The sequence below is a fragment of the Pseudazoarcus sp. NS36 genome, from assembly GCF_059703705.1.
Genome location: NZ_BAAKJA010000003.1, coordinates 18,964 through 44,803 on the forward strand (window position 1 = coordinate 18,964; position 25,840 = coordinate 44,803).

At 65.3% G+C, this 25,840-nt stretch carries 24 protein-coding genes and 1 riboswitch; of the genes, 7 read left to right on the plus strand and 17 right to left on the minus strand.

What is annotated here, in order from left to right:
* Window positions 1–13 precede the first annotated feature (13 nt).
* The 6 genes from AC6H0R_RS05315 to AC6H0R_RS05340 form a co-directional block, all read right to left on the minus strand.
* Window positions 14–946, minus strand: coding sequence for a response regulator (locus AC6H0R_RS05315; RefSeq protein ID WP_497580303.1), 933 nt, complete (start codon window positions 944–946; stop codon window positions 14–16).
* Complete coding sequence (locus AC6H0R_RS05320; protein ID WP_497580304.1) at window positions 933–4,400, minus strand: hybrid sensor histidine kinase/response regulator; 3,468 nt, start codon at window positions 4,398–4,400, stop codon at window positions 933–935. Before AC6H0R_RS05320 ends, AC6H0R_RS05315 begins: the two co-directional genes overlap by 14 nt.
* A 93-nt stretch (window positions 4,401–4,493) precedes the next feature.
* A complete protein-coding gene (locus tag AC6H0R_RS05325; RefSeq protein ID WP_497580305.1) occupies window positions 4,494–5,645 on the minus strand; it encodes a DUF5924 family protein in 1,152 nt (383 codons plus the stop codon).
* A gap of 28 nt (window positions 5,646–5,673) precedes the next feature.
* A complete protein-coding gene (locus AC6H0R_RS05330; protein WP_497580306.1) occupies window positions 5,674–6,513 on the minus strand; it encodes a Rossmann-like and DUF2520 domain-containing protein in 840 nt (279 codons plus the stop codon).
* Window positions 6,514–6,523: 10 nt separating this feature from the next.
* A complete protein-coding gene (locus AC6H0R_RS05335) occupies window positions 6,524–7,306 on the minus strand; it encodes a 3-oxoacyl-ACP reductase (RefSeq protein ID WP_497580307.1) in 783 nt (260 codons plus the stop codon).
* 76 nt (window positions 7,307–7,382) lie between these two features.
* On the minus strand, window positions 7,383–8,786 hold the full coding sequence (locus AC6H0R_RS05340) for an exonuclease domain-containing protein (RefSeq protein WP_497580308.1): 1,404 nt from the start codon (window positions 8,784–8,786) through the stop codon (window positions 7,383–7,385).
* A 135-nt stretch (window positions 8,787–8,921) separates the two neighbouring features.
* Between AC6H0R_RS05340 and AC6H0R_RS05345 the strand changes: the two genes are divergently transcribed.
* Together AC6H0R_RS05345 and AC6H0R_RS05350 are read left to right on the plus strand one after the other, a co-directional pair.
* Window positions 8,922–9,362, plus strand: coding sequence for a carboxymuconolactone decarboxylase family protein (locus AC6H0R_RS05345; protein WP_497580309.1), 441 nt, complete (start codon window positions 8,922–8,924; stop codon window positions 9,360–9,362).
* Window position 9,363: 1 nt separating this feature from the next.
* Entirely contained in the window at window positions 9,364–10,227 is an 864-nt protein-coding gene (locus AC6H0R_RS05350) for a sigma-70 family RNA polymerase sigma factor (RefSeq protein ID WP_497580310.1), read from the plus strand.
* A gap of 6 nt (window positions 10,228–10,233) precedes the next feature.
* Here AC6H0R_RS05350 and AC6H0R_RS05355 read toward each other — a convergent pair whose 3' ends face one another.
* Together AC6H0R_RS05355 and dksA are read right to left on the minus strand one after the other, a co-directional pair.
* A complete protein-coding gene (locus tag AC6H0R_RS05355; RefSeq protein ID WP_497580311.1) occupies window positions 10,234–11,307 on the minus strand; it encodes a CobW family GTP-binding protein in 1,074 nt (357 codons plus the stop codon).
* Window positions 11,308–11,327: 20 nt separating this feature from the next.
* A complete protein-coding gene (gene dksA / locus AC6H0R_RS05360) occupies window positions 11,328–11,768 on the minus strand; it encodes an RNA polymerase-binding protein DksA (RefSeq protein WP_497580312.1) in 441 nt (146 codons plus the stop codon).
* Window positions 11,769–11,907: 139 nt separating this feature from the next.
* On the opposite strand from dksA, the gene AC6H0R_RS05365 reads away from it, so the two are divergent.
* A complete protein-coding gene (locus tag AC6H0R_RS05365) occupies window positions 11,908–12,387 on the plus strand; it encodes a transcriptional repressor (protein ID WP_497580313.1) in 480 nt (159 codons plus the stop codon).
* A 6-nt stretch (window positions 12,388–12,393) separates the two neighbouring features.
* Here the strand turns inward: AC6H0R_RS05365 and AC6H0R_RS05370 are convergent, their stop codons facing one another.
* Window positions 12,394–13,335, minus strand: a complete 942-nt coding sequence (locus tag AC6H0R_RS05370; RefSeq protein ID WP_497580314.1) for an MBL fold metallo-hydrolase — start codon at window positions 13,333–13,335, stop codon at window positions 12,394–12,396.
* Window positions 13,336–13,509: 174 nt separating this feature from the next.
* Between AC6H0R_RS05370 and AC6H0R_RS05375 the strand changes: the two genes are divergently transcribed.
* Window positions 13,510–13,845, plus strand: a complete 336-nt coding sequence (locus AC6H0R_RS05375) for a hypothetical protein (protein ID WP_497580315.1) — start codon at window positions 13,510–13,512, stop codon at window positions 13,843–13,845.
* A gap of 223 nt (window positions 13,846–14,068) precedes the next feature.
* On the opposite strand, the gene AC6H0R_RS05380 is transcribed toward AC6H0R_RS05375, so the two are convergent.
* From AC6H0R_RS05380 to AC6H0R_RS05415, 8 genes are all read right to left on the minus strand, one after another.
* On the minus strand, window positions 14,069–14,515 hold the full coding sequence (locus AC6H0R_RS05380; RefSeq protein ID WP_497580316.1) for a YaiI/YqxD family protein: 447 nt from the start codon (window positions 14,513–14,515) through the stop codon (window positions 14,069–14,071).
* Window positions 14,515–14,730 carry a cysteine-rich CWC family protein gene (locus tag AC6H0R_RS05385; protein WP_497580317.1) on the minus strand — a complete coding sequence of 72 codons (216 nt, stop codon included), beginning with the start codon at window positions 14,728–14,730 and terminating at the stop codon, window positions 14,515–14,517. Before AC6H0R_RS05385 ends, AC6H0R_RS05380 begins: the two co-directional genes overlap by 1 nt.
* Before the next feature lie 17 nt (window positions 14,731–14,747).
* Entirely contained in the window at window positions 14,748–15,860 is a 1,113-nt protein-coding gene (locus AC6H0R_RS05390; RefSeq protein ID WP_497580318.1) for a ribonucleotide-diphosphate reductase subunit beta, read from the minus strand.
* Between the two features lie 35 nt (window positions 15,861–15,895).
* Entirely contained in the window at window positions 15,896–18,676 is a 2,781-nt protein-coding gene (locus AC6H0R_RS05395) for a ribonucleoside-diphosphate reductase subunit alpha (RefSeq protein ID WP_497580319.1), read from the minus strand.
* 146 nt (window positions 18,677–18,822) lie between these two features.
* A riboswitch (cobalamin riboswitch) is annotated at window positions 18,823–19,030 on the minus strand.
* 70 nt (window positions 19,031–19,100) lie between these two features.
* The gene (locus tag AC6H0R_RS05400) at window positions 19,101–21,320 is read right to left on the minus strand and encodes a RelA/SpoT family protein (protein ID WP_497580320.1); all 2,220 of its coding nucleotides are present in this window, start codon (window positions 21,318–21,320) and stop codon (window positions 19,101–19,103) included.
* 114 nt (window positions 21,321–21,434) lie between these two features.
* The gene (gene rpoZ, locus AC6H0R_RS05405; RefSeq protein ID WP_497580321.1) at window positions 21,435–21,650 is read right to left on the minus strand and encodes a DNA-directed RNA polymerase subunit omega; all 216 of its coding nucleotides are present in this window, start codon (window positions 21,648–21,650) and stop codon (window positions 21,435–21,437) included.
* Between the two features lie 2 nt (window positions 21,651–21,652).
* Window positions 21,653–22,267: a guanylate kinase gene (gene gmk, locus AC6H0R_RS05410; protein ID WP_497580322.1), complete on the minus strand. Its 615-nt coding sequence runs from the start codon at window positions 22,265–22,267 to the stop codon at window positions 21,653–21,655.
* 10 nt (window positions 22,268–22,277) lie between these two features.
* Window positions 22,278–23,144: a YicC/YloC family endoribonuclease gene (locus AC6H0R_RS05415; protein ID WP_497580323.1), complete on the minus strand. Its 867-nt coding sequence runs from the start codon at window positions 23,142–23,144 to the stop codon at window positions 22,278–22,280.
* 94 nt (window positions 23,145–23,238) lie between these two features.
* Between AC6H0R_RS05415 and AC6H0R_RS05420 the strand changes: the two genes are divergently transcribed.
* The 3 genes from AC6H0R_RS05420 to rph are packed head-to-tail and all read left to right on the plus strand — an operon-like array spanning window position 23,239 to window position 25,839.
* Window positions 23,239–24,186, plus strand: a complete 948-nt coding sequence (locus AC6H0R_RS05420) for a serine/threonine protein kinase (RefSeq protein WP_497580324.1) — start codon at window positions 23,239–23,241, stop codon at window positions 24,184–24,186.
* A gap of 13 nt (window positions 24,187–24,199) precedes the next feature.
* Window positions 24,200–25,111, plus strand: coding sequence for a PP2C family protein-serine/threonine phosphatase (locus tag AC6H0R_RS05425; protein ID WP_497580325.1), 912 nt, complete (start codon window positions 24,200–24,202; stop codon window positions 25,109–25,111).
* Between the two features lie 8 nt (window positions 25,112–25,119).
* Window positions 25,120–25,839: a ribonuclease PH gene (rph, locus tag AC6H0R_RS05430; RefSeq protein ID WP_497580326.1), complete on the plus strand. Its 720-nt coding sequence runs from the start codon at window positions 25,120–25,122 to the stop codon at window positions 25,837–25,839.
* The last annotated feature ends 1 nt before the right edge of the window (window position 25,840 follow it).

The window sequence follows — 25,840 nt, forward strand, 5'->3', positions numbered from 1 at the left end:
GATCGCCCGGCGTTCAATTCGCCTGCAGCTTCTGCATCGCCATCCCCGCCGCCGCCGTGCGTGTCTCGACGCCGAGCTTCTCGAAGACGTGCTCCAGGTGCTTGTGCACGGTGCGCGGACTGGTGCCGAGGATGTCGCCGATGTCGCGGTTGGTCTTGCCGCGGATGACCCATTGCAGGACTTCCGCTTCGCGCGCGGTGAGGCCGAAGGCGGACATCAGGCTTTCGACGGCGCTGGCGTCGTCTTCCTCGCGCAGGACGACCAGCCATTCGCCATCGCCGTCGTCATCGCTCTGGTCGTGAAAGGAGCCGAGCAGGCGCTTTTCGCCGTCAGCGGCGATCAGGGGCGGGACTTCGCGGCGCTCGGAACGGGCGCGGCGGGCAACGCCGACCCAGTCAGCGAGGCGCGTAGGGCAGTCTTCATTTGCCGGTTCGAACCACTCGCGCAGCAGCTTGCGCGCCAGCGGGGTCTGCCAGACCAGGCGGCCGTCGCGGGCGCGCACGGCGACGGTGGCCTGGCCAAAGGCATCGAGCGCGGTGCGCGCCTGGCGCATCTCGCGGGCGTTGTGCACGTGAGCGGCAATGCGGGCCAGCACTTCGGCCGGACGGATGGGCTTGGTGACGTAGTCGGCGCCGCCGGCGGCAAACGCGGCGACGACGTGTTCGGTTTCGGTCAGCCCGGTCATGAAGATCAGCGGGATGGCGCGCGTGGCGAAGTCGGCCTTGAGGCGGCGGGCGACCTCGAAGCCGTCCATGCCGGGCATCATCGCGTCGAGCAGCACGACGTCGGGCAGGCTCTGGCGGGCGCGGGCAATGGCGGCCTCGCCGCTGGTGGCGACCAGCACCGTGTAGCCGGACTCATCCAGCGCGTCGTGCAGCAGCGCGAGGTTGTCGGGCACGTCGTCAACGATGAGGACGATGCCTTGTGTTGCGTCATTGCTGAACATCGTTGCCCTCCCGTGGTGTGCCGTCAGCGCGCAGCATGTCGCGCAAGGCGTCAAAACGGAAGGCCCGCGCCATTTCCCGCGCCACGCGCACGAAGGCGCCGCAGTCCGGCTCGGTGTTCTCGATGTCGGCAAGTCGCGTGAGAATGCCGCGCAAATAGCCCAGTTCGATCACCGCGTCGAGGTCGCGCCGCGCCGCGGCCGATGGCAGGCGCAGCGGCTCGGCTACGGGCGGCGCAGGTGGCGGCACGACCGTTTCCGCGGGCATTTCGGCACACACCCATTCGAGCTCCAGACGGCGGCCGATCCAGTCGAGCAGGTCATCTACGCGGATGGGCTTGAGCATGAAATCCTCCGGCCCGATGCCGACATCGTTGTCGAGATTGCGGTCGAAGGCGTTGGCCGAAATGATGGCGGCCGGCACCGTGGCGTGCGGGCCGGCGCGCAGGCGGCGCAACGCCTCCCAACCGTCGATGCCGGCCATGGCCAAATCCATGAACACCAGATGCGGACGCACTTCGCCGATGCGCTCCAGACACTCCTCGCCGCTCGCGGCCTGGGCGACCTCGAAACCCAGCGGTTCGAGCACCGAAATCAGCAGCTCGCGGTCGACGCGTTCGTTGTCCACCACCAGAATGCGCCGCCGCACGCCCTTGTAGCCGATGCGGCGCGCGCGCGGCAGCGCGTCGGCCGCCTGACTGCCATGCAGATGCGGCAGAAACAGGCGCACGCGGAAGGTGCTCCCCTTGCCGGGCACGCTGTCGACGGTGAGTTCGCCGCCCATCAGATTGGTCAGCATGCGGCTGATGGTCAGCCCGATGCCGGTGCCTGCGGTGGCGCCGGCGCTGGCCGAACGGCCGCGCTCGAAGGGCTCGAAGACACGCGCGAGTTCATCCGGCGCGATGCCAGGGCCGCTGTCCTCGACCTCGATGGTGGCCATTTCGTGGCGATACGTCAGCCGCACGCTGACTGCACCGCGGGCGGTGAACTTCACCGCGTTGCCGATGATGTTGATGAGGATCTGGCGCAGGCGTTTTTCGTCGGCCCGCACCACCTCGGGCAGAGTGCCGGCCGGCTCGTAGGTGAAGCGCAGCCCCTTGTCGCGCGCCTGCAACTCGAACATGCCGACGATCTGCTGCATGAAGGCCGGGAAGGCCAACGGACGCACGTCGAGCGTGAGCTTGCCGCCCTCGATGCGCGCGATGTCGAGCGTGCCTTCGATCAGCGACAGCAGGTGGTCGCCACTCTTGCGGATCACCGTCACGGCCTGGCGGCGCTTGGGCGGGATGGCCTCGTCGCCATCGAGAATCTGCGCGTAGCCCAGGATGCTGTTGAGCGGGGTGCGCAGCTCGTGGCTGATCGCGGTGAGATAGCGGCTTTTGGCCGAGTTGGCCTGCTCGGCCACGCGTCGGGCGTTCTGCAACTGCTCGTCGGTGCGCTTGTGCGACTCGATTTCCTGCACCAGCAACTGCGTCTGGCGGTTGGATTCCTCTTGCGCCACGCGCCGGCTCTTGTGCGTCAGCACCATCCACCAGGTGCCGATGCCGGCCACGATGAACAGCGCGACGAAGACCTTCAGGAACACACCATCGAGCGATCCGGCGGCCTCCGCTCCCAGCGCCTGCGCTTCATGCACATAGATCAGCCCGAGCAGCAGGCCGAGGAAGCCCACGATGGCGCCGGTCAGCAGCAGATAGTGGCCCAGCCCGGCATCCAGCACCGGCAACAGGCGGGCCGGCAGACAGCGCCGCAGCAGCGCCGACCACTGCGCGCTGATGCGCGCGTGCGGCTTGCACAGATCGCCACAGCGCGCGTCCAGCGTGCAGCACAGCGAGCAGATGGTGCCGCGGTAGGCCGGACAGAAACTGGTGTCCTCGACCTCGAAATACTCGTTGCAGACGGTGCATTTGCGCTGGCCCTCGACCGGCGGCTCGGGCGGGCGGGCGAGGTAGTAGCGGCCTTGGGTCCACCACGCGATCAGCGGCGAAACCACCAGCGCGGCGATCATCGCCACGAAGGGCGCAAAGGGCTGGATGCCGTCACCGAACAGGCCGACAAAGGTCGCCACCGACAGCACCGAGGCCACCAGCATGGCGCCGACGCCGACCGGATTGATGTCGTACAGGTGGCTGCGTTTGAACTCGATGCCCTTGGGCGACCAGCCCATCGGCTTGTTGATGACCAGATCGGCCACCACCGCCACGATCCACGAGATCGCCACGTTGGAATACAGGCCCAGCACCTGACCCAGCGCGCTGAAGACGTTCATCTCCATCAGCAGCAGCGCGATCAGCACGTTGAACACCACCCACACCACCCGGCCCGGATGGCTGTGCGTGAGGCGCGAGAAGAAGTTGGACCACGCCAGCGAGCCGGCGTAGGCGTTGGTGACGTTGATCTTGAGCTGCGACACGATGACGAACAAGGCCGTCACGCCGACCGCCCACGCGGCAGAATCGAACACCAGCCCGAAGCCCAGTAGATACATCTGATTGGGGTCCACCGCCTTGTCGGCCGGCATGCCCTGCTTGAGCAGCATCCACGCCAGCAGCGCGCCACCGAGCATCTTGATCACGCCCATCACCACCCAGCCCGGCCCGCCCAGCACCACGCCGGTGAGCCAGCGCCCCTTGTTGGCCTGGGTACGCTCCGGCATGAAGCGCAGGTAGTCGGCCTGCTCCCCCATCTGGGTGATCAGTGCGATGCCGACCGTCATGGCGGCACCAAAAAGGTGCCAGTTGAAGCCGCCATCGCCGCCCGAGGCGCCGGGATAGTGCCAGAGCTCCCACAGCACCGAGGCGTCCTGATTGAGCACATACACGAACGGCAGCGCCAGCAGGAACAGCCAGATCGGCTGGGTGAAGGTCTGGATGCGGCTGATCACCGTGATGCCGTGCGTCACCAGCGGAATGACCACCAGCGCGCAGATGAGGTAACCCCAGGCCGGCGGGATATCGAAGGCCAGTTCCAGCGCATAGGCCATGATCGCCGCTTCGAGCGCGAAGAGAATGAAGGTAAAGCTCGCGTACACCAGCGAGGAGATGGTCGAGCCGATATAGCCGAAGCCCGAACCGCGCGTGAGCAAATCCATGTCCACGCCGTAGCGCGCGGCATACAGGCTGATCGGCAAGCCGGTGATGAAGATGATCAGGCCAATCGCGAGGATGGCCCAGAAACTGTTGATGAAGCCGTAGCCGACCAGCATGGTCGCGCCCACCGCTTCGAGCACCAGAAAAGACGCAGAGCCGAAGGCGGTATTGCCCACCCGCAGCGCCGACCAGCGGCGGAAACTGCGCGGCGTGAAACGCAGCGCGTAGTCCTCCATGGTCTCGTTGCCGACCCAGCTGTTGTAGTCGCGCCGCACCTTGACCACGCGTTGCACGGGGTCCGATCCGGCCCCGTCGGCGACGGCCGGCGCAGCGGCGGATGAAACCGGAATCGCGGGGTCTTCGTTCATCGGGCAAGCATACCGCGGCACTTGGCGGGTCTGCGCATGAGGGTGATCACACGCATGAAAAAGCAATCACCATGCCCGTGCGGGTAGCGAGCTTCAATCCGCCGATTCGGGCGCAGGCCCGGCTTCCGGTGCTCTGGACGGGTCCAGGGCAGGCAGGGCGTCCTGAAGCGTCTCGGCCAGTGCCTCCGTCGGCGTCTCGGCGGGCGCTTCCGGGGGCTGCGCCGCGGTAAGCCCTTCGACAACCTCGAAACGCAGCCGTCCGATCATCTGCCCCGCTTCGGTCAGCACCTCGATGCGCCACTGCCCGGCCGCATCCTGCGGGAAGTGCTGCTTGTGCGTCCAGGCGCGATAGCCCTTCTCCCGCCCGCCCTGGATTTCGATCGGAATGCGGTCGACCTCCACGCCGTCGAGCAGCCACACGTGATAAATGCGCTCCTGCAGACCCAGCGGGGCATCAATCGCGGTGTAGGCATAGAGGCCGCCTTGGCGCAGTTGCGTCGTGCTGAGCTGGCGCACCGGCTCACGCGGGGCGCGCTGCTCGCGGTCGACCTGCAGCGCCACCTCCACGTCAGCAAGGCGCAGCGTCGAGGGGGGCACCCAAAAGCGGCCATACCAGCCGACCAGACCCAGCGTGGCGATCAGCAAGACCAGCAGTCCTCCGCGCCAGTAGCTCGGCGCCTTGACCACCACGGCCAGACTCGGAAAGGACAGCACCACCGCCGCCAGCAAGGCATACAGGTAACTCTGCGGCGTCGGGATGTGCAGGATGATGGGGAACACCGTCAGCAGCACCACGAACAGCGCCAGCGTGTGATATCCCAGATACAGCCAGCGGCGCGGCGCCAGCCACTTGTAATAGACGGGGTCGATCACCGAGATCAGCGCGGCGCAGATCAGTGCGCCGGTGAACAAGGCCTGCGCGCTGTTCCACACCGTCGCAAACACCAGAAAGGGCAGCGTGAAGAACAGGCTTTCCTGGTGAATCAGCTGCGTGGCGTAGCGCAGCACCGGTTCCGGCAAACGGAAGCGGAAACGCACATCAAGCCAGTGGCGCAGCACGTTTTCCGTAACCAGCCAGAGCCAGCTCACCAGCATCACCAGCGCAATCACGCGGGCGAAGTCCTCCTGGCGGTCGACCAGCACGAAGCTCGCCACACCCGACAGGAAGCCGAAGATCGCGATGATGCCGCGGTGCCGCCGCAAGATCACGGCAAGCCGCAACATACGTGTCTTCCACTTCCTCACAACCCACCTGCTCCCTGCTGCGAATGAATCAATTCGGCCGCTCCGCCGCCAGCCGGAAGGCCAGCTCGGTGAGCGCGGCATAGGCCTTGCCGCTGTCGGCATCCCAATCGGTCACGGCTGCGCTCTGGATGGCCACCACGTCGCGGTCACCGCGTGCCGCGGGGCCGGTCAGCGCGTCGCGGGCGCCCAGCACGACGACGTTTTCGAGCGCACCGCGCGAGATCGAAGCGAGCATGCGGCCGGCAATTTCGGGCGGCACGCCGGCGTCTGCATAGGCCTTGCGCGCCACGTCGAGGATGACGACCAGGAAGTTCGACGCAAACACCGAGCCAGCGTGATACAGCGGCTTCTTCTCGCCATCGAGCGCAAAGCACTCGGCACCGATGGCCGTGAACAACGTGGCCAGCTCGGCGGCAAGCGAGGCTTCACCTTCGATGCCGCAGGGCGTGCCGGCAAAGCGGCCGGCGGCGAGCGCCGGGTCGGCAAAGCTCATGACCGGATGCACGCTGGCGATGCGGGCACCAAGCTCGGCAAGCGGCGCGAGCGCGGCAGACGGTGTGAAGCCCGAAAGGTGGAACACGCCATCGCCATCGCGCACACAGCCGCTCACCGCCAGTGCCGCGGCAGCCGTGGCAATGTCGCGGTCAGGTACGCCCAGCATCCACCAAGCCGCCGGGCGCATCTCGCCAAAGCCTGCCACGGCGCGCCCCTGGCCAATGAAACTCACGGCGTCCTGCGCGCTGGCCGGTGAGCGCGTGAGCACGTCGCCCACCATGCAGGTCCCGGCGTCGGCCCACAGTTTTGCGACGCTGCGCGCGGCGCGGCCGCAACCGACGATGTTGAGCACGGCAGGATTGGTTGGCGGCATCGCGGGCGCTCTAGTTCTTGACCAGGCCGCCGTCCACGACGAGGTTCTGTCCGGTGACGGCACGCGCCCACGGCGAGGCGAAGAACACCACCGCATCGGCAAACTCGTCCGGGGTGGTGACGCGGCGCAGCGGGGTATGGGCGGCTACCAGATCAAACACGGCTTCCGGCGTGGCGGCCGAGGCATCGGTGGTGCGCAGCAGGCCGCCCGACACCATGTTGACCGTGATGCCGTCCGGCCCCAGATCCTGTGACAGCGTGCGCGTGAGCGACAGCAGCGCAGCCTTGGCGGCGGTGTAGTCGTGATACGGCACGACCGGGTTCTGGAACAGGTTGGTGCCGATGTTGATGATGCGGCCGAACCCGGCCTGCTGCATGCCCGGCAGCGCGATCTGCGTGGTGTTGAGCGCGCCGCGCACACTGCCTTCCATCTGCTGCGCGATGCTCTCCCAGCGCAGCACGTCGGCGTGCTCACGAGCGTCGCCGTTGAAGCTGAAGTCCGGCAGCGCGTTGTTGACGACGGTGGTGATCGGCGCGCCGAAGTGCGTCTGTGCCCGATCGAACATGGCCAGCACCATGGCCGGATCACAGACGTCGGCCTGGGCGGCGATGGCCTGCTCGGGAAACTCATCGACGATGGCGGCCGCGCGCTTCTCGCTGGTCAGGTAGTTGATGACGACGCGCGCACCTTCGCGCAGAAAGGCGCGGCTGATGTGCTCACCCAAGCCGCGCGCGCCACCGGTGACGAGCACGATCTGGTCCGCCAGGGCGGGAGAGGATGGATTGTGATGCATGCGGATACCCCCGGAAGTGGGTCGGACTGACAGCGCAAATGAGAACACAGCCGGGCGCCAGCGCCCAAACGCCGATTCACAACGTTGCAATCTTCTCCGCGCTGTCGGGCTGGGCCAGCCAGCGCTGCAGCAGACGATAGACGTCCAGCGCGAAGCTGCGCGGCGGCAGGGTCGCGCGCAGCGCGGCGAGCGCCTCATCACTGTCGGCGCTGCCCAGATGACACCAGTGGTCGAACACATGATGCGCCAACGCGCCGGTGTGCGCGGAACGTTCGGTCACGATGATCGGCCCGTCCCATGGCCACGGCTTGACGCCCAGCGGCGCCAGCGCGCCGAGCAGGCGCTCGTCGTGGGCTTCGGGCGTTTCGCGTGAGGCGCACACGCCCGCACAGTGCCCGGCCCTGCGCGCCGAACAGGCGCCAACACCTGCCGCCTCCATGCCAAGCCGGCGCGGGCACAGGCCATAGGCGGCGATCAGTTCGCGCAGCACGGCATCGGCTTCCTTCTTGCCACGAAAGGCACCGAACAGGCCTTCCCATTCGGCCGGATCGGTGCCATCGAGCTTGACGCGCTGCAGTTGCGGCGCACTGCGCCGACGCACATTCACCCGCAGCGCGCAGGCCGCCTCGCCGGCGCTCGGCACACGGTTGTGGCGCGGGCGACGAGTACGCACCAGCTCCAGTTCGCGCAGGCTGGCGGCCAATTCGCCGGCGGTCTCGATCCACTCCAGCCGCCGCACGGCACGCGCCAGATCGCCCTCCTTGCCCTTGCGCTCGATGGCCGCGAAATGCTCCATGACGCGGGCGCGCAGACTCGGGCTGCGCCCGACGAACAGCACTTCGTCCTCGTCACCGAAAAACAGGTACACGCCCGCTGCGTCGGGCAGGCCCTCGAGGATGCCGGCCGGCAGCTTGGGCGGGCGGGCCGGAAACTTCATGGCCTTGTCCCACGCCGCTTCGAGCGTGTCAGCCGGAAATGTCTCGCGCGCGAGTTGCAGGAACTGCCACAGCACGTCGGCGTCGCCCATGGCGCGGTGGCGCGCGTCGCACACGAAACCGTGACGTTCGATCAGTGCATCCAGCCCGTGGCGGTGATATTCGGGTTGCAACGCACGTGAGAGCTTCACGGTACACATCACCGGCGCATCGAAATCCTCGCCCAGGCGACCGAACTCGTTGTGGATGAAGCCGTAGTCAAAACGCGCGTTGTGCGCGACAAACACCGCGCCGTCGAGCAGCGCCGCCACACGCGGCGCCAGTTCGGCGAAAGCCGGCGCATCGGCCACCATCTGGTCGGTGATGCCGATGATCTGCTGGATGAAGGGCGGGATGGTCCGGCCCGGATTGACCAGGGTCTCCCAGCGCTCGACGATTTCGCCGCGCTCGACGCGGATTGCGGCAATCTCGGTGATGCGGTCGGAGACCGGATTGGCGCCGGTGGTTTCGAGGTCGATCAGGACGAAAGTATCGGGAAGAGGCATCAGTCAGGCGCTTGGCGGATCATCACGGAAGTGATCAGATTCTACGCAAGCGGCGCAAATGTACGTGCATGTCACATCGGGGCGCGCTGAATCGTCCTTGCTGTGTAATCCCCGAAACTGACCACGGAGTATTCCATGCAAGCCCGACTCGACCCCTTCAAAGCCTCCCCTGACTCCATGCGCGCGATGCTTGCGCTCGAGGAACACGTACGCGAATGCGGGCTGGAATACAGCCTGATCGAACTGGTGAAGACCCGCGCCTCGCAGATCAACGGCTGCGCCTTCTGCGTGCACATGCACACCCGCGACGCGCGCAAGGCCGGAGAGACCGAGGAACGCCTGTACCTGTTGTCGGCCTGGCGCGAATCAACGCTGTACACCGAGCGCGAACGCGCCGCGCTGGAGTGGACCGAGGCGCTCACGCTGATTGCCGACACGCACGCGCCGGATGCAGCCTACGCTGCACTGGAAGCGCAGTTCAACCCGACGGAACGCGTCAAGCTCACGCTGCTGATCACCACGATCAACGCGTGGAACCGCTTTGCCGTCGGCTTCCGTTCGATCCATCCGAACTGACATGGACCCGGCCGCCGTCTTCACGCCCCTGCGCCGCCGCCTGCTGCGCATTGCCTACCGCATGCTCGGCTCGATGGCCGAAGCCGAGGACGTGGTGCAGGACGCGTGGCTGCGGTGGGCCGACACGGACCACGCGACGGTGCGCGACCCGGAGGGCTTTCTGGTGCGCATCGTCACGCGGCTCTGTCTGGACGTGCTCAAGTCGGCGCGCGTATCGCGAGCCGACTACATCGGCCCGTGGCTGCCCGAACCGGTGTTCGACCCGCAAGAGGACGACACTGCCGACGCCATGCCGGCGCTGATGATCGCGCTCGAACGCCTGTCGCCGCTCGAACGCGCGGCCTTCCTGCTGCACGACGTGTTCGGCGCGAGCTTCGACGAGGTCGGCGCAGCCATAGGACGCGACGCGGCAGCGTGCCGCCAGCTTGCCCACCGCGCCCGCGCCCACGTGCGCGCCGACCGGCCGCGCTTCAAGGTGCCGCCACACGATGCCGCGAAGATCGCCGAGGCCTTCTTTCTGGCCTCGCGCAGCGGCGACCACGCGGCACTGCAGACGCTGCTGGCGCAGGACGCGGTGCTCCACTCGGACGGCGGCGGCAAGGTGCGGGCAGCACTGCGCCCCATCCTTGGACGCGACAAGGTCACTCGACTGATGTGCGGGTTGGCGCGCAAGAGCGGCCATGTACGGCCGCCGGTGCTGTGGCGCGGCACGCTCGACGGTCTGCCGGCCTTCATCACGCTGGAAGCCGGCGGCGTGTTGCAGACCACGTCGCTGGCCATTGAAGACGGCTGCATTGCCGAGATCTACGTCGTGCGTAACCCGGACAAGCTCGCGCGTCTGCGTGCGCAGCTGGGCGTGGACTGAGCCTGTTCAGGCCTCGACCGGCTGCTGGCCGGTGAAGCTGGCAAGCATCTGCACGATGTCTTCACGCGGCAGCTTGCGCCCGATGAAGACGATGCGGCTGCGCCGGTCGGCATAGGGGCCCTGTTCCGGCCAGACCGGCAAGGACGACGGCGGATAGACCGCGTGCTGCACACACTGCACGACGCGCGGCAACGGATCACCCGCAACATTGAGCAAGCCTTTCACGCGCAGCACGCGCTCGCCGCAGGCATGCAGCAGCAGGCCTAGGCCGTCGGAAAAGCCGAGCCAGTCGAGCGGCTGATTGAAGGTGAGCACGAAGCTGGAGACATCGCTGTCGTGCTGCGGCACGGCGGCGCGCGCGGCACCAGCCGGCGCATAGCGTGTGGCGCCCAACGTAGCCTGACGGCGCACCGCCTCCTCGCCCAGCCATTGCGCCACATCCGGCTGCTTTCCGGCGGGGTCGTACAGCCCGCAGCTGGCCAGGGCACCTTCCGGAGCCTGTCCGTCGAACACCTCGATCTGCGGCGCACCGGGGTTAAGTTGCGTCAGACGCGCGGCCAGTTCGGCCCGCTGTTCGGGGCCGGACAGATCACATTTGGTGAGCAGCAGACGATCGGCCATGGCGACCTGGCGCACGGCTTCGCGCTCGCTGTCGAGCTGGGTTTGCGCGTGTGTGGTGTCGACGGCGGTGATCACGCCGTCGCAGCGGAAGCGCGCAGCGATGAAGGGCTCTTCCATCAGCGTGTGCACAACGGGCGCCGGATCGGCCAGACCGGTGGTCTCGATCAGCACGCGTTCGAGGGCAATCTCACGCTGCGCGGCGCGCTTGAACAGGCCCTTGAGGGCGCGCACCAGATCGCCCTGCACGCTGCAGCAGATGCAGCCGCCATCGAGTACAAGCAGCGTCTCGTCGATCTTGTCGACGAGGTGGTGATCCACCGCCACATCGCCGAACTCGTTGATGAGCACGGCCGTGCCCGCCAGCTCGGGAGTGCCGAGCGCATGGTTGAGCAGGGTGGTCTTGCCGGCGCCGAGAAAGCCCGTGAGGACGACGACCGGGATGCGGCGCTCGTCCGTCACGGCAGCAGACTGCAGAAGACTCAGGCCTTCTTCGACACGCGCTCGAGCGCTTCGTGGCGCTCCTGCGCTTCCAGGCTGAGCGAAGCGGTCGGGCGGGCCAGCAGACGCGGGATGCCGATCGGCTCGCCGGTTTCGTCGCACCAGCCATAGCTGCCGTCGTCGATGCGACGCAGCGACTGCTCGATCTTCTTGAGCAGCTTGCGCTCGCGGTCGCGCACGCGCAGTTCCAGCGCGTGCTCTTCCTCGACCGTGGCACGGTCGGTCCAGTCGGCGGCGACTTCGTTTTCCTGTTGCAGGTGCTGGGTGGTCTCGCGTGCGGAGTCGACCAGCGTCTGGCGCTCGGCCTGCAGCAAGGCACGGAAAAACTCGAGCTGCGCGTCGGACATGTATTCCTCTTCCGGTGCTGCCAGCAGTTCTTCCTTGGTCAGCGCGCGCGCAGCATCATTCTTGATCGCATTCATCGTTACTTTCCCTGGTGCTTGTCCGGCCTTCCGGACGACTGCCAAAAAGCTTCCGGCGGGGGACGATACACCAAGCGGGGAGGATGCAACAGTCCGAAGGCTGTCCTGCGAGCGCACAGGGGCTATCATGTGCACGCCCATGAGCCACCACGACCACACCTCCTCCTGCTGCGAAGAGCTCACGCTCGACGATGCTGCCGAACGCTGCCGCGCACGCGGCGCCAGCCTCACGCCGATCCGCCGTGCCGTGCTGGGTCTGTTACTGGACGAGCCCGGCGGTATCAAGGCCTATGATCTGCTCGACCGCATGAAGGAAGTTCACCGCTCGGCCACGCCGCCGACGGTGTATCGCGCACTCGACTTCCTGATCGATCAGGGTCTGGCACACCGCATTGCGCGCACCAACCAGTTCGTCGCCTGTCACCACGACGGGCACGACAAGGCAGTGCTGTTTCTGGTGTGCCCGGCCTGCGGCACCATCACCGAACTGCATGATGACGTGGCGCTGGCGGGCCTGATGAAGGGGCTGAAGGCAGCCGGCCATACGCTGGCCAGCCCGGAGATCGAGCTCAGTGCCGTATGCGGCACCTGCGCCGCGAGCAAGGCCAAGCCGTCGTAAAGCCGCTCAGCGCAGCGACGACCGCTCCATCTGGATAAACACGTTGTAGGCATTGAGCCGGTTGGCCTCGCGAAAGGCCGGCAGCTTCTCCCACGCGCTCCAGTCGATGCCGGCATAGGCCTCGTCGAAAGAACTCATCTCTTCCACGGCCTTGCCGAGTTCGGTACGCAGAAAGCGCAGGTAGTCGCGCGTCATCACCAGATCGGCCTGCGGGTTCTTGGACACCGGACCATGGCCGGGGATCAGGATCTTCGCGTCGATCTCCAGCAGACGATCCAGCGCCTTGAGCCAGCCACGCGTATCGGCGTTGCCGACAAAAGGCACGCGGCCCCGGAACAGCAGATCGCCGGCGAACACCACGTCGTCTTCGACCACATGCAGCACCACGTCGTCCGGCGAGTGCGTCGGGCCGACATAGATCACGCGCATGGTGACGCCGCCAAGACGGATTTCCGCCCCGTCATCACCCAGCCAGCGATCCGCCGGGGTCGGCACGGTCTTCTCGTCCACGAAGGGGAACAGGTCGGCACGGCGCTGCTCAAGCCGCGCCTGTGCTTCGTCGGAGTTGAGGATGAGCTCGCCCGCACGATGCGCCCAGATCTCGATGCCGCGCGCCTTGAAGGCCTGCAGACCGTAGTAGTGGTCGGCGTGGTAGTGGCTCACCACGACCAGTCGGATCGGCTTGTCGGTGATCTTCTCGATCTCGCTGATGAGCTGCTCGCCCAGCACCGGCGTGCCGAGCGCATCGAGCACCACCACGCCTTCGTCGGTGACGACGAAACCCGCGTTCGACATGAAGCCCTCGTTCGCAGACGACGCCATGCCGGCCTTGCCCAGCACATACCAGGTATGCGGCGCGACCTGCACCGGGCTCATGTCGATGGCGTGTACCAGCGGCGCTGCCAACAGACACGCGGCAGCCAGCAGACGGGTTGCGAAGGCGCGCATGATCGGTCTCCAATTATCGTTATATCGGCATATGCTAAAACTCGCATCGCCGACTGTCGAGGCAACAAACTTGAAATCGGACTGGCGCCCTTATTTAATCAGAACATCGTTCCAGCCACTCCGCCGGGGCGGTGAATCCGCAAAGCCTTTTCCGGGCAATTCAGGGAGACTCCAATGAGCGCTGCGAAAACACCACTCACCGTCGTGTACGACAGCCGCAATCTGACAAGCAAGCTGGAAGTCGACAAACTCAAGGCCAAGGACACCTCCGGGCTGATGACGCTGGTCGACATCGCGGCCGGCGGCAAGGCCGAGGAGCATGGCTGCACGGAGGATGCCGTGCGCAAGGCCGTCCATGTGCGTGACGCCGAGGGCACGGTGTTTGCCGGCATCGCGGCTATCGGCGCGCTGCACGACGCCGTAGGCCTAGGCGGCTATTTCCGCTTCTGCCGCACACCGGGGCTGACTTCCGGGCCATCTGGCTTCTTTCCGAACAAGAAGGCCGCCTGATTGGCGTGACATGCGGCAGTACCCTCACCTGCGGCATAAGGCGGCCAGCCCCACAGGCACTCTGGCGCCTCCAGTGAAACGCAGCTTGATGCGCTGCTCGTTTTACCAACGGGGCCCCAACATCACGGTTCAACGGATCAAGACGGTACGCGCACTCGAGGACGCCACCACGGGATTCAAGCCCCAGGTAAAGGAGCCATCGGGGGCTGGACAGGCCTCCTACTCAGCGTGCCTGCGCGAGCAGGCGGTCCAGGGCATTGGCAAACTTCTGGCGGTCGGCCTGACCGAAGGCGGCAGGCCCGCCGGTCTGTACACCGGTGCTGCGCAGCGTGTCCATGAAGTTGCGCAGGTCGAGCAGCTCCCGGATGTTTTCCTTGCCATAGCGTTCGCCGCGCGGACTGAGCGCAATCGCGCCCTTCTCGACAATCTGCGCCGCCAGCGGAATGTCAGCCGTGACCACCAGATCACCCGCCGCCGTACGTTCGGCAATCCAGTCGTCGGCGACGTCAAAACCACCCGGGACCTGCACCGCACGGATGTTCGGCCCTGCCGGTACGCGAAGCATCTGATTGGCGACCAGCGTCAATTCGCGCCCCGTGCGTTGCGCCGCACGGAACAGGATGTCCTTTACCGCCACCGGACAGGCATCGGCATCGACCCAGATGTGCATCAGGCGGCGCCGTGGCCCGCGACGCAGCGGGCGCAGATGCAGGCCTTGCCGCGCACCGCTTCAGGAAGGCTGTCGATCAGCGGAGGCGGGATCGGCGTCGTGGTGCACCAGCACGGCACATCGAAACTGCCACTGCCGGCCGGCCCGCAGGCATTGGGGCCGCCGCACAGCGGACATTCGTTGGCTGGAATGGGGATCGGAATCGGGGCGTTCATGCCCCGAGCTTAACCGATCAATCCCAGGCCAGCGTACCCCCGGTCTGATATTCCGTGACACGGGTTTCGAAGAAGTTCTTTTCCTTCTTCAGGTCGATCATCTCGCTCATCCACGGGAAGGGGTTGTCGGCGCCCGGATAGACCTCGTCGACACCGATCTGGCGGCAGCGGCGGTTGGCGACGAAGCGCAGATATTCCTTGAACATCGGCGCGTTCAGACCGAGCACGCCGCGCGGCATGGTGTCTTCGGCGTAGCGGTACTCCAGCGCCACGCCTTTCATGATCAAGCCACGGATTTCCTCGCGGAATTCCGGCGTCCACAGATGCGGATTTTCCTGCTTGATGGTGTTGATCAGATCGACGCCGAAATTGCAGTGCAGTGACTCGTCACGCAGGATGTACTGGTATTGCTCGGCCGCACCGGTCATCTTGTTCTGGCGGCCGAGCGCCAGGATCTGCACGAAGCCCACGTAGAAGAAGATGCCTTCCATGATGCAGGCGAAGACGATCAGCGAGCGCAGCAGCTGCTGGTCGGCCTCGGGCGTGCCGGTGCTGAAGTTGGGGTCGGTCAGCGTGTCGATGAACGGGATCAGGAAGTCGTCCTTGGCGCGGATGCTGTCGACCTCATGGTAGGCGTTGAAGATCTCGCCCTCATCCAGCCCCAGGCTCTCGACGATGTACTGGTAGGCGTGGGTGTGAATGGCCTCCTCGAAGGCCTGACGCAGCAAATACTGGCGGCACTCGGGCGCAGTGATGTGGCGGTAGGTGCCGAGCACGATATTGTTGGCCGCCAGCGAATCGGCCGTGACAAAAAAGCCGAGGTTGCGCTTGACGATCAGACGCTCGTCGGGGGTCAGTGCGTTGGGGTCTTTCCACTGCGCGATATCGCGCTGCATCGAGACTTCCTGCGGCATCCAGTGGTTGGCGCAACCGGCCAGATACTTGTCCCACGCCCAGTGGTACTTGAACGGCACGAGCTGGTTCACGTCGGTGGCGCCGTTGATGGCGCGCTTGTCGGAGGCGCGCACGCGCTGGCTCTCGTGTGCGGCGGTGGCTGTCAGTGCCGGAGTCGGGCTGGGGGCTTGCGGCGTAGCCGGCGCGGCGGCGATGTTGTCTTCAAAATCGAGCATGTCTTGTCCTTGTCTTGTGGCGTGTGCAGAGCGGCTTACTGGCAGGCTTCGCAGTCAGGATCGTCGATGGCGCAGAACTTGGGCTCACCGACCTGGGCGGTAGCGACCGCCGCAACGGTGGCCGCTACGGCGTTCAGCTCCCCACCGCTGCCGGTGGATTTCTCGGCCGAAGTCGCACCCAGCGAACGCAGGTAGTAGGTGGTCTTGAGGCCGCGCGTCCACGCCAGCATGTAGGTGTCGTGCAGCTTCTTGCCCGAGGCGCCGGCCACATAGATGTTCAGCGACTGCGCCTGGTCGATCCACTTCTGGCGGCGCGCGGCGGCTTCCACCATCCACGCGGTGTCGATCTCGAAGGCCGTGGCGTAGAGCACACGCAGGTCTTCGGGTACGCGGTCGATCTTGCCCAGCGCGCCGTCGTAGTACTTGAGGTCGGAGATCATGACCTCGTCCCACAGGCCGCGCGCCTTGAGCTCGGCCACCAGCGATTCATTGACCACCGTGAATTCGCCCGACAGGTTGGATTTCACGTACAGGTTGCGGTACTCCGGCTCGATGCTGGCCGACACGCCGACGATGTTGGCGATGGTCGCGGTCGGGGCAATGGCGATGCAGTTGGAGTTGCGCATGCCGTACTGCGTGATGCGGGCACGCAGACCCTCCCAGTCGAGCGCGCTGGAGCGGTCCAGCTCGACCGGCACACCGCGCTCACGTTCCAGCAGGTCGACCGAATCGAGCGGCAGCACGCCCTTGTCCCACAGGCTGCCGCGGAAGGTCGAATAGGCGCCGCGCTCGCGCGCCAGTTCGTTGGAAGCGCTGTAGGCCTGATAGGCGATGGCCTCCATCGAACGGTCTGCAAAGTCGACCGCTTCCTGCGAGGCGTAGGCAATGCCCAGTTTGTGCAGGCAATCCTGGAAACCCATGATGCCCATGCCGACCGGGCGGTGACGCAGGTTGGAATTGCGCGCCTTGCCGACCGCGTAGAAGTTGATGTCGACGACGTTGTCGAGCATGCGGATGGCGGTCTTGATGGTGCGTGCCAGCTTCTCGTGGTCGAGCTGGCCATCCTTGAGGTGCGCGACCATGTTCACCGAGCCGAGGTTGCACACGGCGATCTCGGTGTCCGAGGTGTTCAGCGTGATTTCCGTGCACAGATTGGAGCTATGCACCACGCCGACGTGCTGCTGCGGCGAGCGCAGGTTGCACGGGTCCTTGAAGGTGATCCACGGGTGGCCGGTCTCGAACAGCATCGACAGCATGCGGCGCCACAGTTGCACGGCCGGCACACGCTTGTGATGGCGGATTTCGCCGGCGTCCGCCTTGGCTTCATAGGCGGTGTAGGCGGCTTCGAATTTCTGCCCGAAAAGGTCGTGCAGGTCGGGCACGTCGGCCGGCGAGAACAGCGTCCATTGGCCGTCTTCGCGCACGCGCTTCATGAAGAGGTCGGGAATCCAGTGCGCGGTGTTCATGTCGTGCGTGCGGCGGCGGTCGTCGCCGGTGTTCTTGCGCAGGTCGAGGAATTCCTCGATGTCGAGGTGCCAGGTCTCGAGATAGCCGCACACCGCGCCCTTGCGCTTGCCGCCCTGGTTCACCGCCACGGCGGTGTCATTGACGACCTTCAGGAACGGGATGACGCCCTGGCTCTTGCCGTTGGTGCCCTTGATGCGGCTCCCCAGTGAGCGCACCGGCGTCCAGTCGTTGCCCAGACCGCCGGCGAACTTCTGCAGCATGGCGTTTTCCTTGATGGCCTGGAAAATGCCGTCGAGGTCGTCGGACACGGTGGTGAGGTAACACGACGACAGTTGCGAGTGCATGGTGCCGGCGTTGAACAACGTCGGCGTGGAGCTCATGAAGTCGAAACGCGACAGCACTTCGTAGAACTCGATGGCGCGCGTTTCACGGTCGATCTCGCTGATTGCCAGACCCATAGCGACCCGCATGAAGAAGCACTGCGGCAGCTCGATGCGGCGCTCGTCGACGTGCAGGAAGTAGCGGTCATACAAGGTCTGCAGACCGAGGTAACCGAACTGCAGGTCGCGTGAAGCGTCCAGCGCGGCCGAGATGCGGGCCAGATCGAACTGTGCCAGTCGCGGATCGAGCAGACCGGCCTCAACGCCGATCTTCACGTAGGCCGGAAAGGCCTCGGCGTAGCGCGCGGCCATGTCACTCTGCGCCACTTCCTCGCCCAGCACTTCGAGACGGATCTGGTGCAGCTGCAGGCGCGCAGTGACGTAGTTGTAGCCCGGCTCGCGTTCGATCAGCGCACGCGCGGCCAGCACCAGCGCCTTGTGCACCTCGCCCAGCGGCATGCCGTCGTATAGATCGCGCATGGCGGCATCCACCACCGGCGCCGCGGTCACATCGGCCAGACCGATGCAGGCCTCCTCGACGATGCGCACCAGGCGCTCACGCTCCAGCGGCTCACGCCGACCGTCGATATCGACATGCAGCTCGGGCGCACTGCGCGGCGCTTCCAGCGCACGCTCGGCGGAGCGCTTCTCGCGGTACAGCACGTAGGCGCGCGCCACTTCCTGCTCACCGCCCCGCATCAGCGCAAGTTCGACCTGATCCTGGATGTCCTCGATGTGGATGGTGCCGCCATCAGGCTTGCGCCGTACCAGCGCGGCGACCACCACCTCGGTGAGCTGACCGACGACATCACGTACGCGCGTCGAGGACGCGCCATGACCGCCCTCGACCGCGAGAAAGGCCTTGCTCATGGCGACGGCGATCTTGCCCGGATTGAAATCCACCACCGAACCATTGCGGCGGATGACCTTGAAGGGTGGCAGGGAGAGGTCTAGCTGAGGGCGGTCCATGGGAGCTCCTGGAGTGTCGTGCGGGGAGCTCCGGACAAACGCGCAGCAACCGCCGGCCTCAAGGCGCGGCGGAATACGGTTGTCGGACGGACAAGAGAGATGGTGTAAGCCATGTCCTCGCCGGGGCACCCCGCCCCGATTGCATTGAAGGAAGTGGCAGCACGGCAGGTCTCCTGACTTCCGGGTCATGATCTGTCGCCGGCCTTCCCGGGGATACACCGAAGTGCAGGGCCCAGTGGCTTGGGGTGGTGACAGACTCGCCGGTTACAGTTGCGGGGGCAGTTCCGGCATTGAACCGGATTCCCTTTTCATGCCCGGCCGTGGAGCCGGGCAACCGTGAAGCTGGATTGGATTCTGGATTCGGAAACGGAGGAGGTCAAGCGCGGTTACACACTACCCCTAGTAGGTTGTGTGCAAAAAACTACTACATGCTGCGGCCGAAGCTACCGTCGCTGCGGGTGCGGCCGATGCGCATCACTTCGGGAACACGACGCACTGCACGCATCACTGTGGCCAGATGCATGCGGTCACGCACCTGGATGGTGATGTTGAGCGCGATGTACACGCCCTGCTCGTTGTCCATCGTGACGTTCTGGATGTTGCAGTCTTCTTCGGCGATCGCGCTGGCAACGCGCGCGAGAACACCGCGACCTTCGCGCGTGATGATCTTGAGCGTGACCTCGAAGGAACGCTCGTGTGCCGGCTCCCACTCGACATCCACCCAGCGGCCTCGGTCGCCGCGCACCTTGGCCACCGCGGTGCAGTCGTGGCGGTGCACTTCCAGCCCCTTGCCCTTGCGGATGACACCGATGATCGGGTCGCCCGGAATCGGCTGGCAGCAGGTGCCGAACTGCACCGCGATGCCTTCGGCACCGCTGATCTGGATCGGCGAGATGGACTTGGGCTTGATGACGTCGGGGCGGCCGGATTCCTGCTCCTGCGCCTGCACCAGACGGCGCGCGACGATGACCGGCAGGCGCTTGCCCAGACCGATCTCGGAATAGACCTCTTTCTTGCTCTTGACCCCGCGATCCTTGAGGAAGCGGTCCCACGCGAAGGTACTGATCTGGCCCAGCGCCAGACCATGCGGGCGCAGGGCCTGATTGAGCAGGCGCTCGCCCAGCGCAACCGACTCTTCATTGTGGGCGTTCTTCAGGAAGTGACGGATCTGCGCACGCGCCTTGCCGGTGCGCACATACGACAGCCAGGCCGGGTTAGGATTGGCGTGCGCGGCGGTGATGATCTCGACCTGATCGCCGTTGTGCAGCTCGGTGCGCAGCGGCATCAGATCGGCGTTGATGCGGCAGGCTACGCAACGGTTGCCGATGTCGGTGTGCACGGCGTAGGCGAAGTCCACCGGCGTCGAGCCGCGCGGCATGGACAGGATCTTGCCCTGCGGCGTGAACACATAGACCTCACCCGGGAACAGGTCGATCTTGACGTGTTCGAGGAACTCGGTGGCCTCGGCCGAGGTGTGCTGCAACTCCAGCAGCGACTGCAGCCAGTTGTGCGTGCGCTGCTCCAACTCGGTGAGGGTCTTCTCGTCGTCCTTGTACAGCCAGTGCGAGGCCACGCCGGCATCGGCGATATGGTGCATCTCGGCGGTGCGCACCTGGATTTCGATGGGCGTGCCGAATGGGCCGATCAGCGTCGTGTGCAGCGACTGATAGCCGTTGGCCTTGGGAATCGCGATGTAGTCCTTGAACTTGCCCGGCACCGGTTTATAGAGCGAATGCAGCGCGCCGATGGCGACATAGCAGGTCTGCACGTCCGGCACGATGACGCGGAAGCCGTAGATGTCGAGCACCTGCGAGAACGACAGGTTCTTCTCGACCATCTTGCGGTAGATCGAGAACAGGTTCTTCTCGCGCCCGAAGATGTCGGCGGCGATGCCCCACTGCGGCAGGCGTTCTTCCAGCGCCTTGAGCACCTTGCCGACGACCTCGCGGCGGTTGCCGCGCGCGGCCCTGACAGCCCGGTCGAGCACACGGAAACGCATCGGGTACTTGTGCTCGAACGACAGCTCCTGCAACTCGCGGTAGAGCGTGTTGAGGCCCAGCCGGTTGGCGATCGGCGCGTAGATGTCGAGCGTTTCGGTGGCGATGCGTCGACGCTTGTCCGGACGTACGTGGTCGAGCGTGCGCATGTTGTGCAGACGGTCGGCCAGCTTGATCAGGATCACCCGCAGATCGTTGGCCATGGCCAGCAGCATCTTGCGGAAGTTCTCGGCCTGCGCTTCCTTGCGCGAGCGGAATTCGACCTTGTCGAGCTTGGACAGGCCATCCACCAGCTCGGCGGAGACCTTGCCGAAACGACCGGCGATCTCCTGCTTGGAAATGTGGGTGTCCTCCATTACGTCATGGAGGAGCGCTGCGATCAGCGCCTGCGCGTCGAGCCGCCAGTCGGCGATGATGTCCGCGACTGCAACCGGGTGCGAGATGTAGGGGTCACCGCTGCTGCGGAACTGGCCCTGATGGGCGTCAGCCGAGAAATGGTAGGCAGCCTCGATGAGGCCGATATCCTCGGACTTCAGATAGGTTTCGAGCTTGGCCTTGAGCCGGCCGAAATCAAGCGACAGCACGCTCGACGAGGGGGGGCTGAACGGTTCCTTGGGCAGCGGGGCCACATCGGTCGCGATAGCCATGAGCCTACCCCCGCTGCAACCAGGGCATACATGCGCACACTGCCGCCTTGCGCCGGCAGTGTCGGTCAACGCTTACGTTCGCATGCCCTGAGTTCAAAAACCCTCCCCGGAGAATCAGGCCTGGCCGCGGTTGAGCACCTCAAGCCCGACCTTGCCGTCGGCGATCTCGCGCAATGCGATGACCGTCGCCTTCTCCTTGCCGTATTTCTCGGCCTCGATCATGGGGCTGGCGCCGACCGTGAGCTGACGCGCACGGAAAGTGGCAGCCAGCGTGAGCTGGAAGCGGTTCGGGATCTGCTTCAGACAATCTTCAACGGTAATACGGGCCATGATCAATCCTGCTCAAGAAATTCAATGTAACGCGAATGCCGCGCCCGCTGCCGCGCACAACGCAGCCGCGAAGCGCGGACGATGGCCACGAGGTCGCCAATGGCGTCCTCGAGGACATCATTGAGTATAACGTAGTCAAACTCTCCCACATGGCGCATCTCGCCACGCGCACCCAGCAAACGCCGGGCAATCACGTCGTCGGGATCCGTGCCACGCCCACGCAGGCGCTGCTCCAGCACCTCGAAGGACGGTGGCAAAACGAACACGCCGACCGCCTCGGGGAAGGCCTTGCGCACCTGCTGCGCGCCCTGCCAGTCGATCTCCAGCAGGATGTCGTCGCCTGATTCAATCTGCTCGCGGATCCAGGCCTTCGAGGTGCCGTAATAGTTGCCGTGCACCTCTGCCCACTCAAGGAATTCCGCGTTATCCCGCATGTTCCGAAAGGTCGAAATATCAACGAAATGGTAGTGCTGCCCATCCACCTCGCCCTCGCGCGGCGCGCGGGTGGTGTACGAGACCGACAGCCTGACGTGCGGGTCGCGCTTGAGCAAACCGCCCACCAGGGTGGTTTTCCCGGCGCCCGAAGGGGCGGTAATAATGATCAGGGTTCCAGGCATCCGCCACTCCTCACTCGATGTTCTGAACCTGTTCGCGCATCTGCTCGATCAGCACCTTCATTTCCATGGCGATGCTGCTGATGTCGCCCGCCGCGGACTTGGAGGCCAGGGTATTGGCTTCGCGGTTGAGTTCCTGCATCAGGAAATCCAGCCGCTTGCCGGCCTGACCACCCGTATCGAGGATACGTTCGACCTCATCAAGGTGGGCAACCAGACGGTTGAGCTCTTCGTCCACGTCGACACGCTGCGCGAACACCGCCACTTCCTGGCGGATACGATCTTCGTCAAGCGCAGCCACCGCATCTCGCAGACGTGCTGTAAGGCGCGCCTGATACTCGGCCACCACTTCCGGGATGCGCGGTTGGGCGCGGGCAACAAGTGCACGCATCGCGGTGGCGCGCTCGCGGATCATGCCCGCAAGCTTCTCGCCCTCGCGCGCACGGCTGGCAACAAAGTCATCAAGTGCCGCGGCCACCAGTTGTGCGACCTGCGGGCGCAGACTTTCTGCTTCGATGCGGTCTTCGGCGAGCATGCCGGGCCAGCGCAGGATTTCGGCGACCGAAAGCTCCTTGGCCTCGGGCATGCGAGTACGTATGGCCGCTTCGGCGTGACGAAGTTGTTCAAGCAGCGCGGAATTGATCGACAGATGCGGGACACCGCCGCCGTCCACCTGCAGACTGAAGCGACACTCGAGCTTGCCGCGCAACAACCTCGCCGACAGGGCTTCACGCAACATCGGCTCGAACAGCCGAAGGTCGTCGCCAATGCGAAAAACAAGGTCAAGAAACCGCGAATTCACGCTGCGCAATTCCAGATGCAGGCTGGCGCGGCCGACTTCGCACTGCTGGACGGAAAAGCCCGTCATGCTACAAATCATCGGTCATTTCTCCGGAAAGTCCGTCCCATCCATTACACTCCTCCACCACAGCCCGCTGTTGGCCACCCACTGACGCCACGACCCGCTCCCGAACATGTCTGCCCTGGCAAACGCTGCCCTTCCTGCCGGATTCGAGATTGACCAGTACCGCATCGAGAAACAGCTCTCGCATGGCGGATTCTCGATCGTTTATCTGGCCCGCGACGAAGCCGGCACGCCGGTGGCGATCAAGGAATATCTGCCGAATTCTCTGGCCCTGCGTCAGCCCGGCGAAACCGCGCCGCACATCTCCTCGCAATACCAGTCCGCCTTTCGCTACGGCATGAAATGCTTTTTTGAGGAAGGCCGCTCACTTGCCAAACTGATGCACCCGAACGTGGTGCGGGTGCTGAACTTCTTCCGCACCAATGGCACGGTGTACATGGTGATGGAGTTCGAAAAGGGTCGTACGCTCAACGAGTATATCCAGAAACACCGGGGCAAAGTGCCGGAGCGCTTCATCCGCGCGGTGTTCAGCCGCACGCTCAACGGCTTGCGCGAGGTGCACGCGCACAAGATGCTGCATCTGGACATCAAGCCTTCGAACATCTATCTGCGCACCAACGGCACGCCCGTGCTGCTCGATTTCGGCGCCGCGCGCCAGACGCTGGCCTCCGAGCAGCCCATGCTCAAGCCGATGTACACGCCGGGCTTCGCCTCGCCCGAGCAGTACGGTGAGCGCGAAAAGCTCGGTCCGTGGAGCGACCTCTACAGCGTCGGTGCCAGCATGTATGCGTGCATCATCGGCAGCGCCCCGCCGCGCGCGGACGAGCGCACACGTATCGAAACCATGATGCCCTTGGCCGAGCGCCGCCCGCAGGGCTATTCTCAGGAACTGCTTGAAACCATTGACTGGTGTCTGCAGTTGGACCCGCTCAAACGGCCCCAAAGCGCCTATTCACTGCAAAAATCCGTGATGCGACGCGAAGAGGGGGACGCACTGCCGGCCGGGCTGTTTGCCGACGCTGGCACCCGGCTGAAGTCATTCATCGGGCGTAGCTGAGGACGCAACGGTAGTGAAGTTCACGATTTTTCAGGACAGCCGCATCGGCAAGCGCAAGACCAATCAGGATCGCATCGCCTATTCGTACTCGCGCGAAGCCTTGCTGATGCTGGTCGCCGACGGCATGGGCGGCCATCTGCATGGCGAGATCGCCGCACAGATCGCTACCGAGATCATCGTCGGCGCCTTTCAGCGTGAGGCGCGCCCGGCGCTCGAAGACCCGACCCGCTTCCTGCGCAATGCGCTGGACGATGCCCACAACGCCATCCTCGACTACGCCTTCGACAAATACCTGCCCGAAGCGCCGCGCACCACCATCGTGGCCTGCATCGTGCAGCAGAGCTCGGCGTGGTGGGCGCACGCCGGCGATTCGCGCCTGTACGTGCTGCGTCACGGCGACATCGTGGCGCAGACGCGCGACCACTCGCGCGTGCAGATGCTGCTCGATCAGGGCCTGATCCAGCCGGAGGAGGCCGACCGCCACCCCGAACGCAACCGCATCTACAGCTGCCTGGGCGGCGACCATCCCCCGCAGATCGACCTCTCACCGCGCATCACGCTGTGGGAAGAAGACGTCGTGGCCCTGTGCTCGGACGGTGTGTGGGGACCGGTCAGCAATGCCGGCATGGTGGCCGGGCTGTCTGACGGAAACATCATGCAGCGCGTACCGGATCTGCTCGACCGCGCCGAGAAGCTCGGTGGCGCAGTCTGCGACAATCTCTCGATTGTCGCCATGCGCTGGCACGGCGGCGGCACCGACGCCGCAGCGGCCATCGAGACCGAAATGCTCGCGCCGGATCATTTCACGACGCACATGGACAGTTTCGATACCACCACACTTGCCAATACCGACGCCGAATTCAGCGACGAAGACATCGAACGCGCGATCACCGAAATCAATTCCACGATCCGCAAGTTCAAGTAAGGAAATCCATGAGACACGATCAGCGACGCCCGGACCAGCTTCGTCCGGTGCGCATCACCCGCCATTTCACCCGCCACGCTGAAGGCTCGGTACTCGTCGAGTTCGGCGACACCCGCGTGCTGTGTACGGCCAGCGTCGAGGAGTCCGTGCCGGGCTTCCTGCGCGGGAAGGGGCAGGGCTGGCTCACCGCCGAGTACGGCATGCTGCCGCGCTCCACCCACACCCGCAGCGGGCGTGAAGCCGCGCGCGGCAAGCAGAGCGGTCGCACGCAGGAGATCCAGCGCCTGATCGGCCGCAGCCTGCGTGCAGTGGTCGATCTGACCGCGCTTGGCGAGCGCCAGATCATCATCGACTGCGACGTGCTGCAGGCCGACGGCGGTACGCGCACGGCGTCCGTCACCGGCGCCTGCGTGGCGGTGTGCGATGCGCTCAACGGTCTGGTTGCCGCCGGCCTGCTCGCACAGAGTCCGCTGCGCGACATGGTCGCCGCGGTGTCGGTCGGCATCGTCAATGGCCAGCCCGTGCTCGATCTGGACTACGTCGAGGATTCTTCCTGCGACACCGACATGAACGTGGTCATGACCGGCTCCGGCGGCATGATCGAGGTGCAGGGCACGGCCGAAGGCGAACCGTTCTCGCGCGCCGAACTCGATGCCTTGCTGGCGCTGGCCGAACACGGCATCGCCCAACTGGTCGAAGCGCAGAAGATCGCCCTCGCACAGGAGTAAG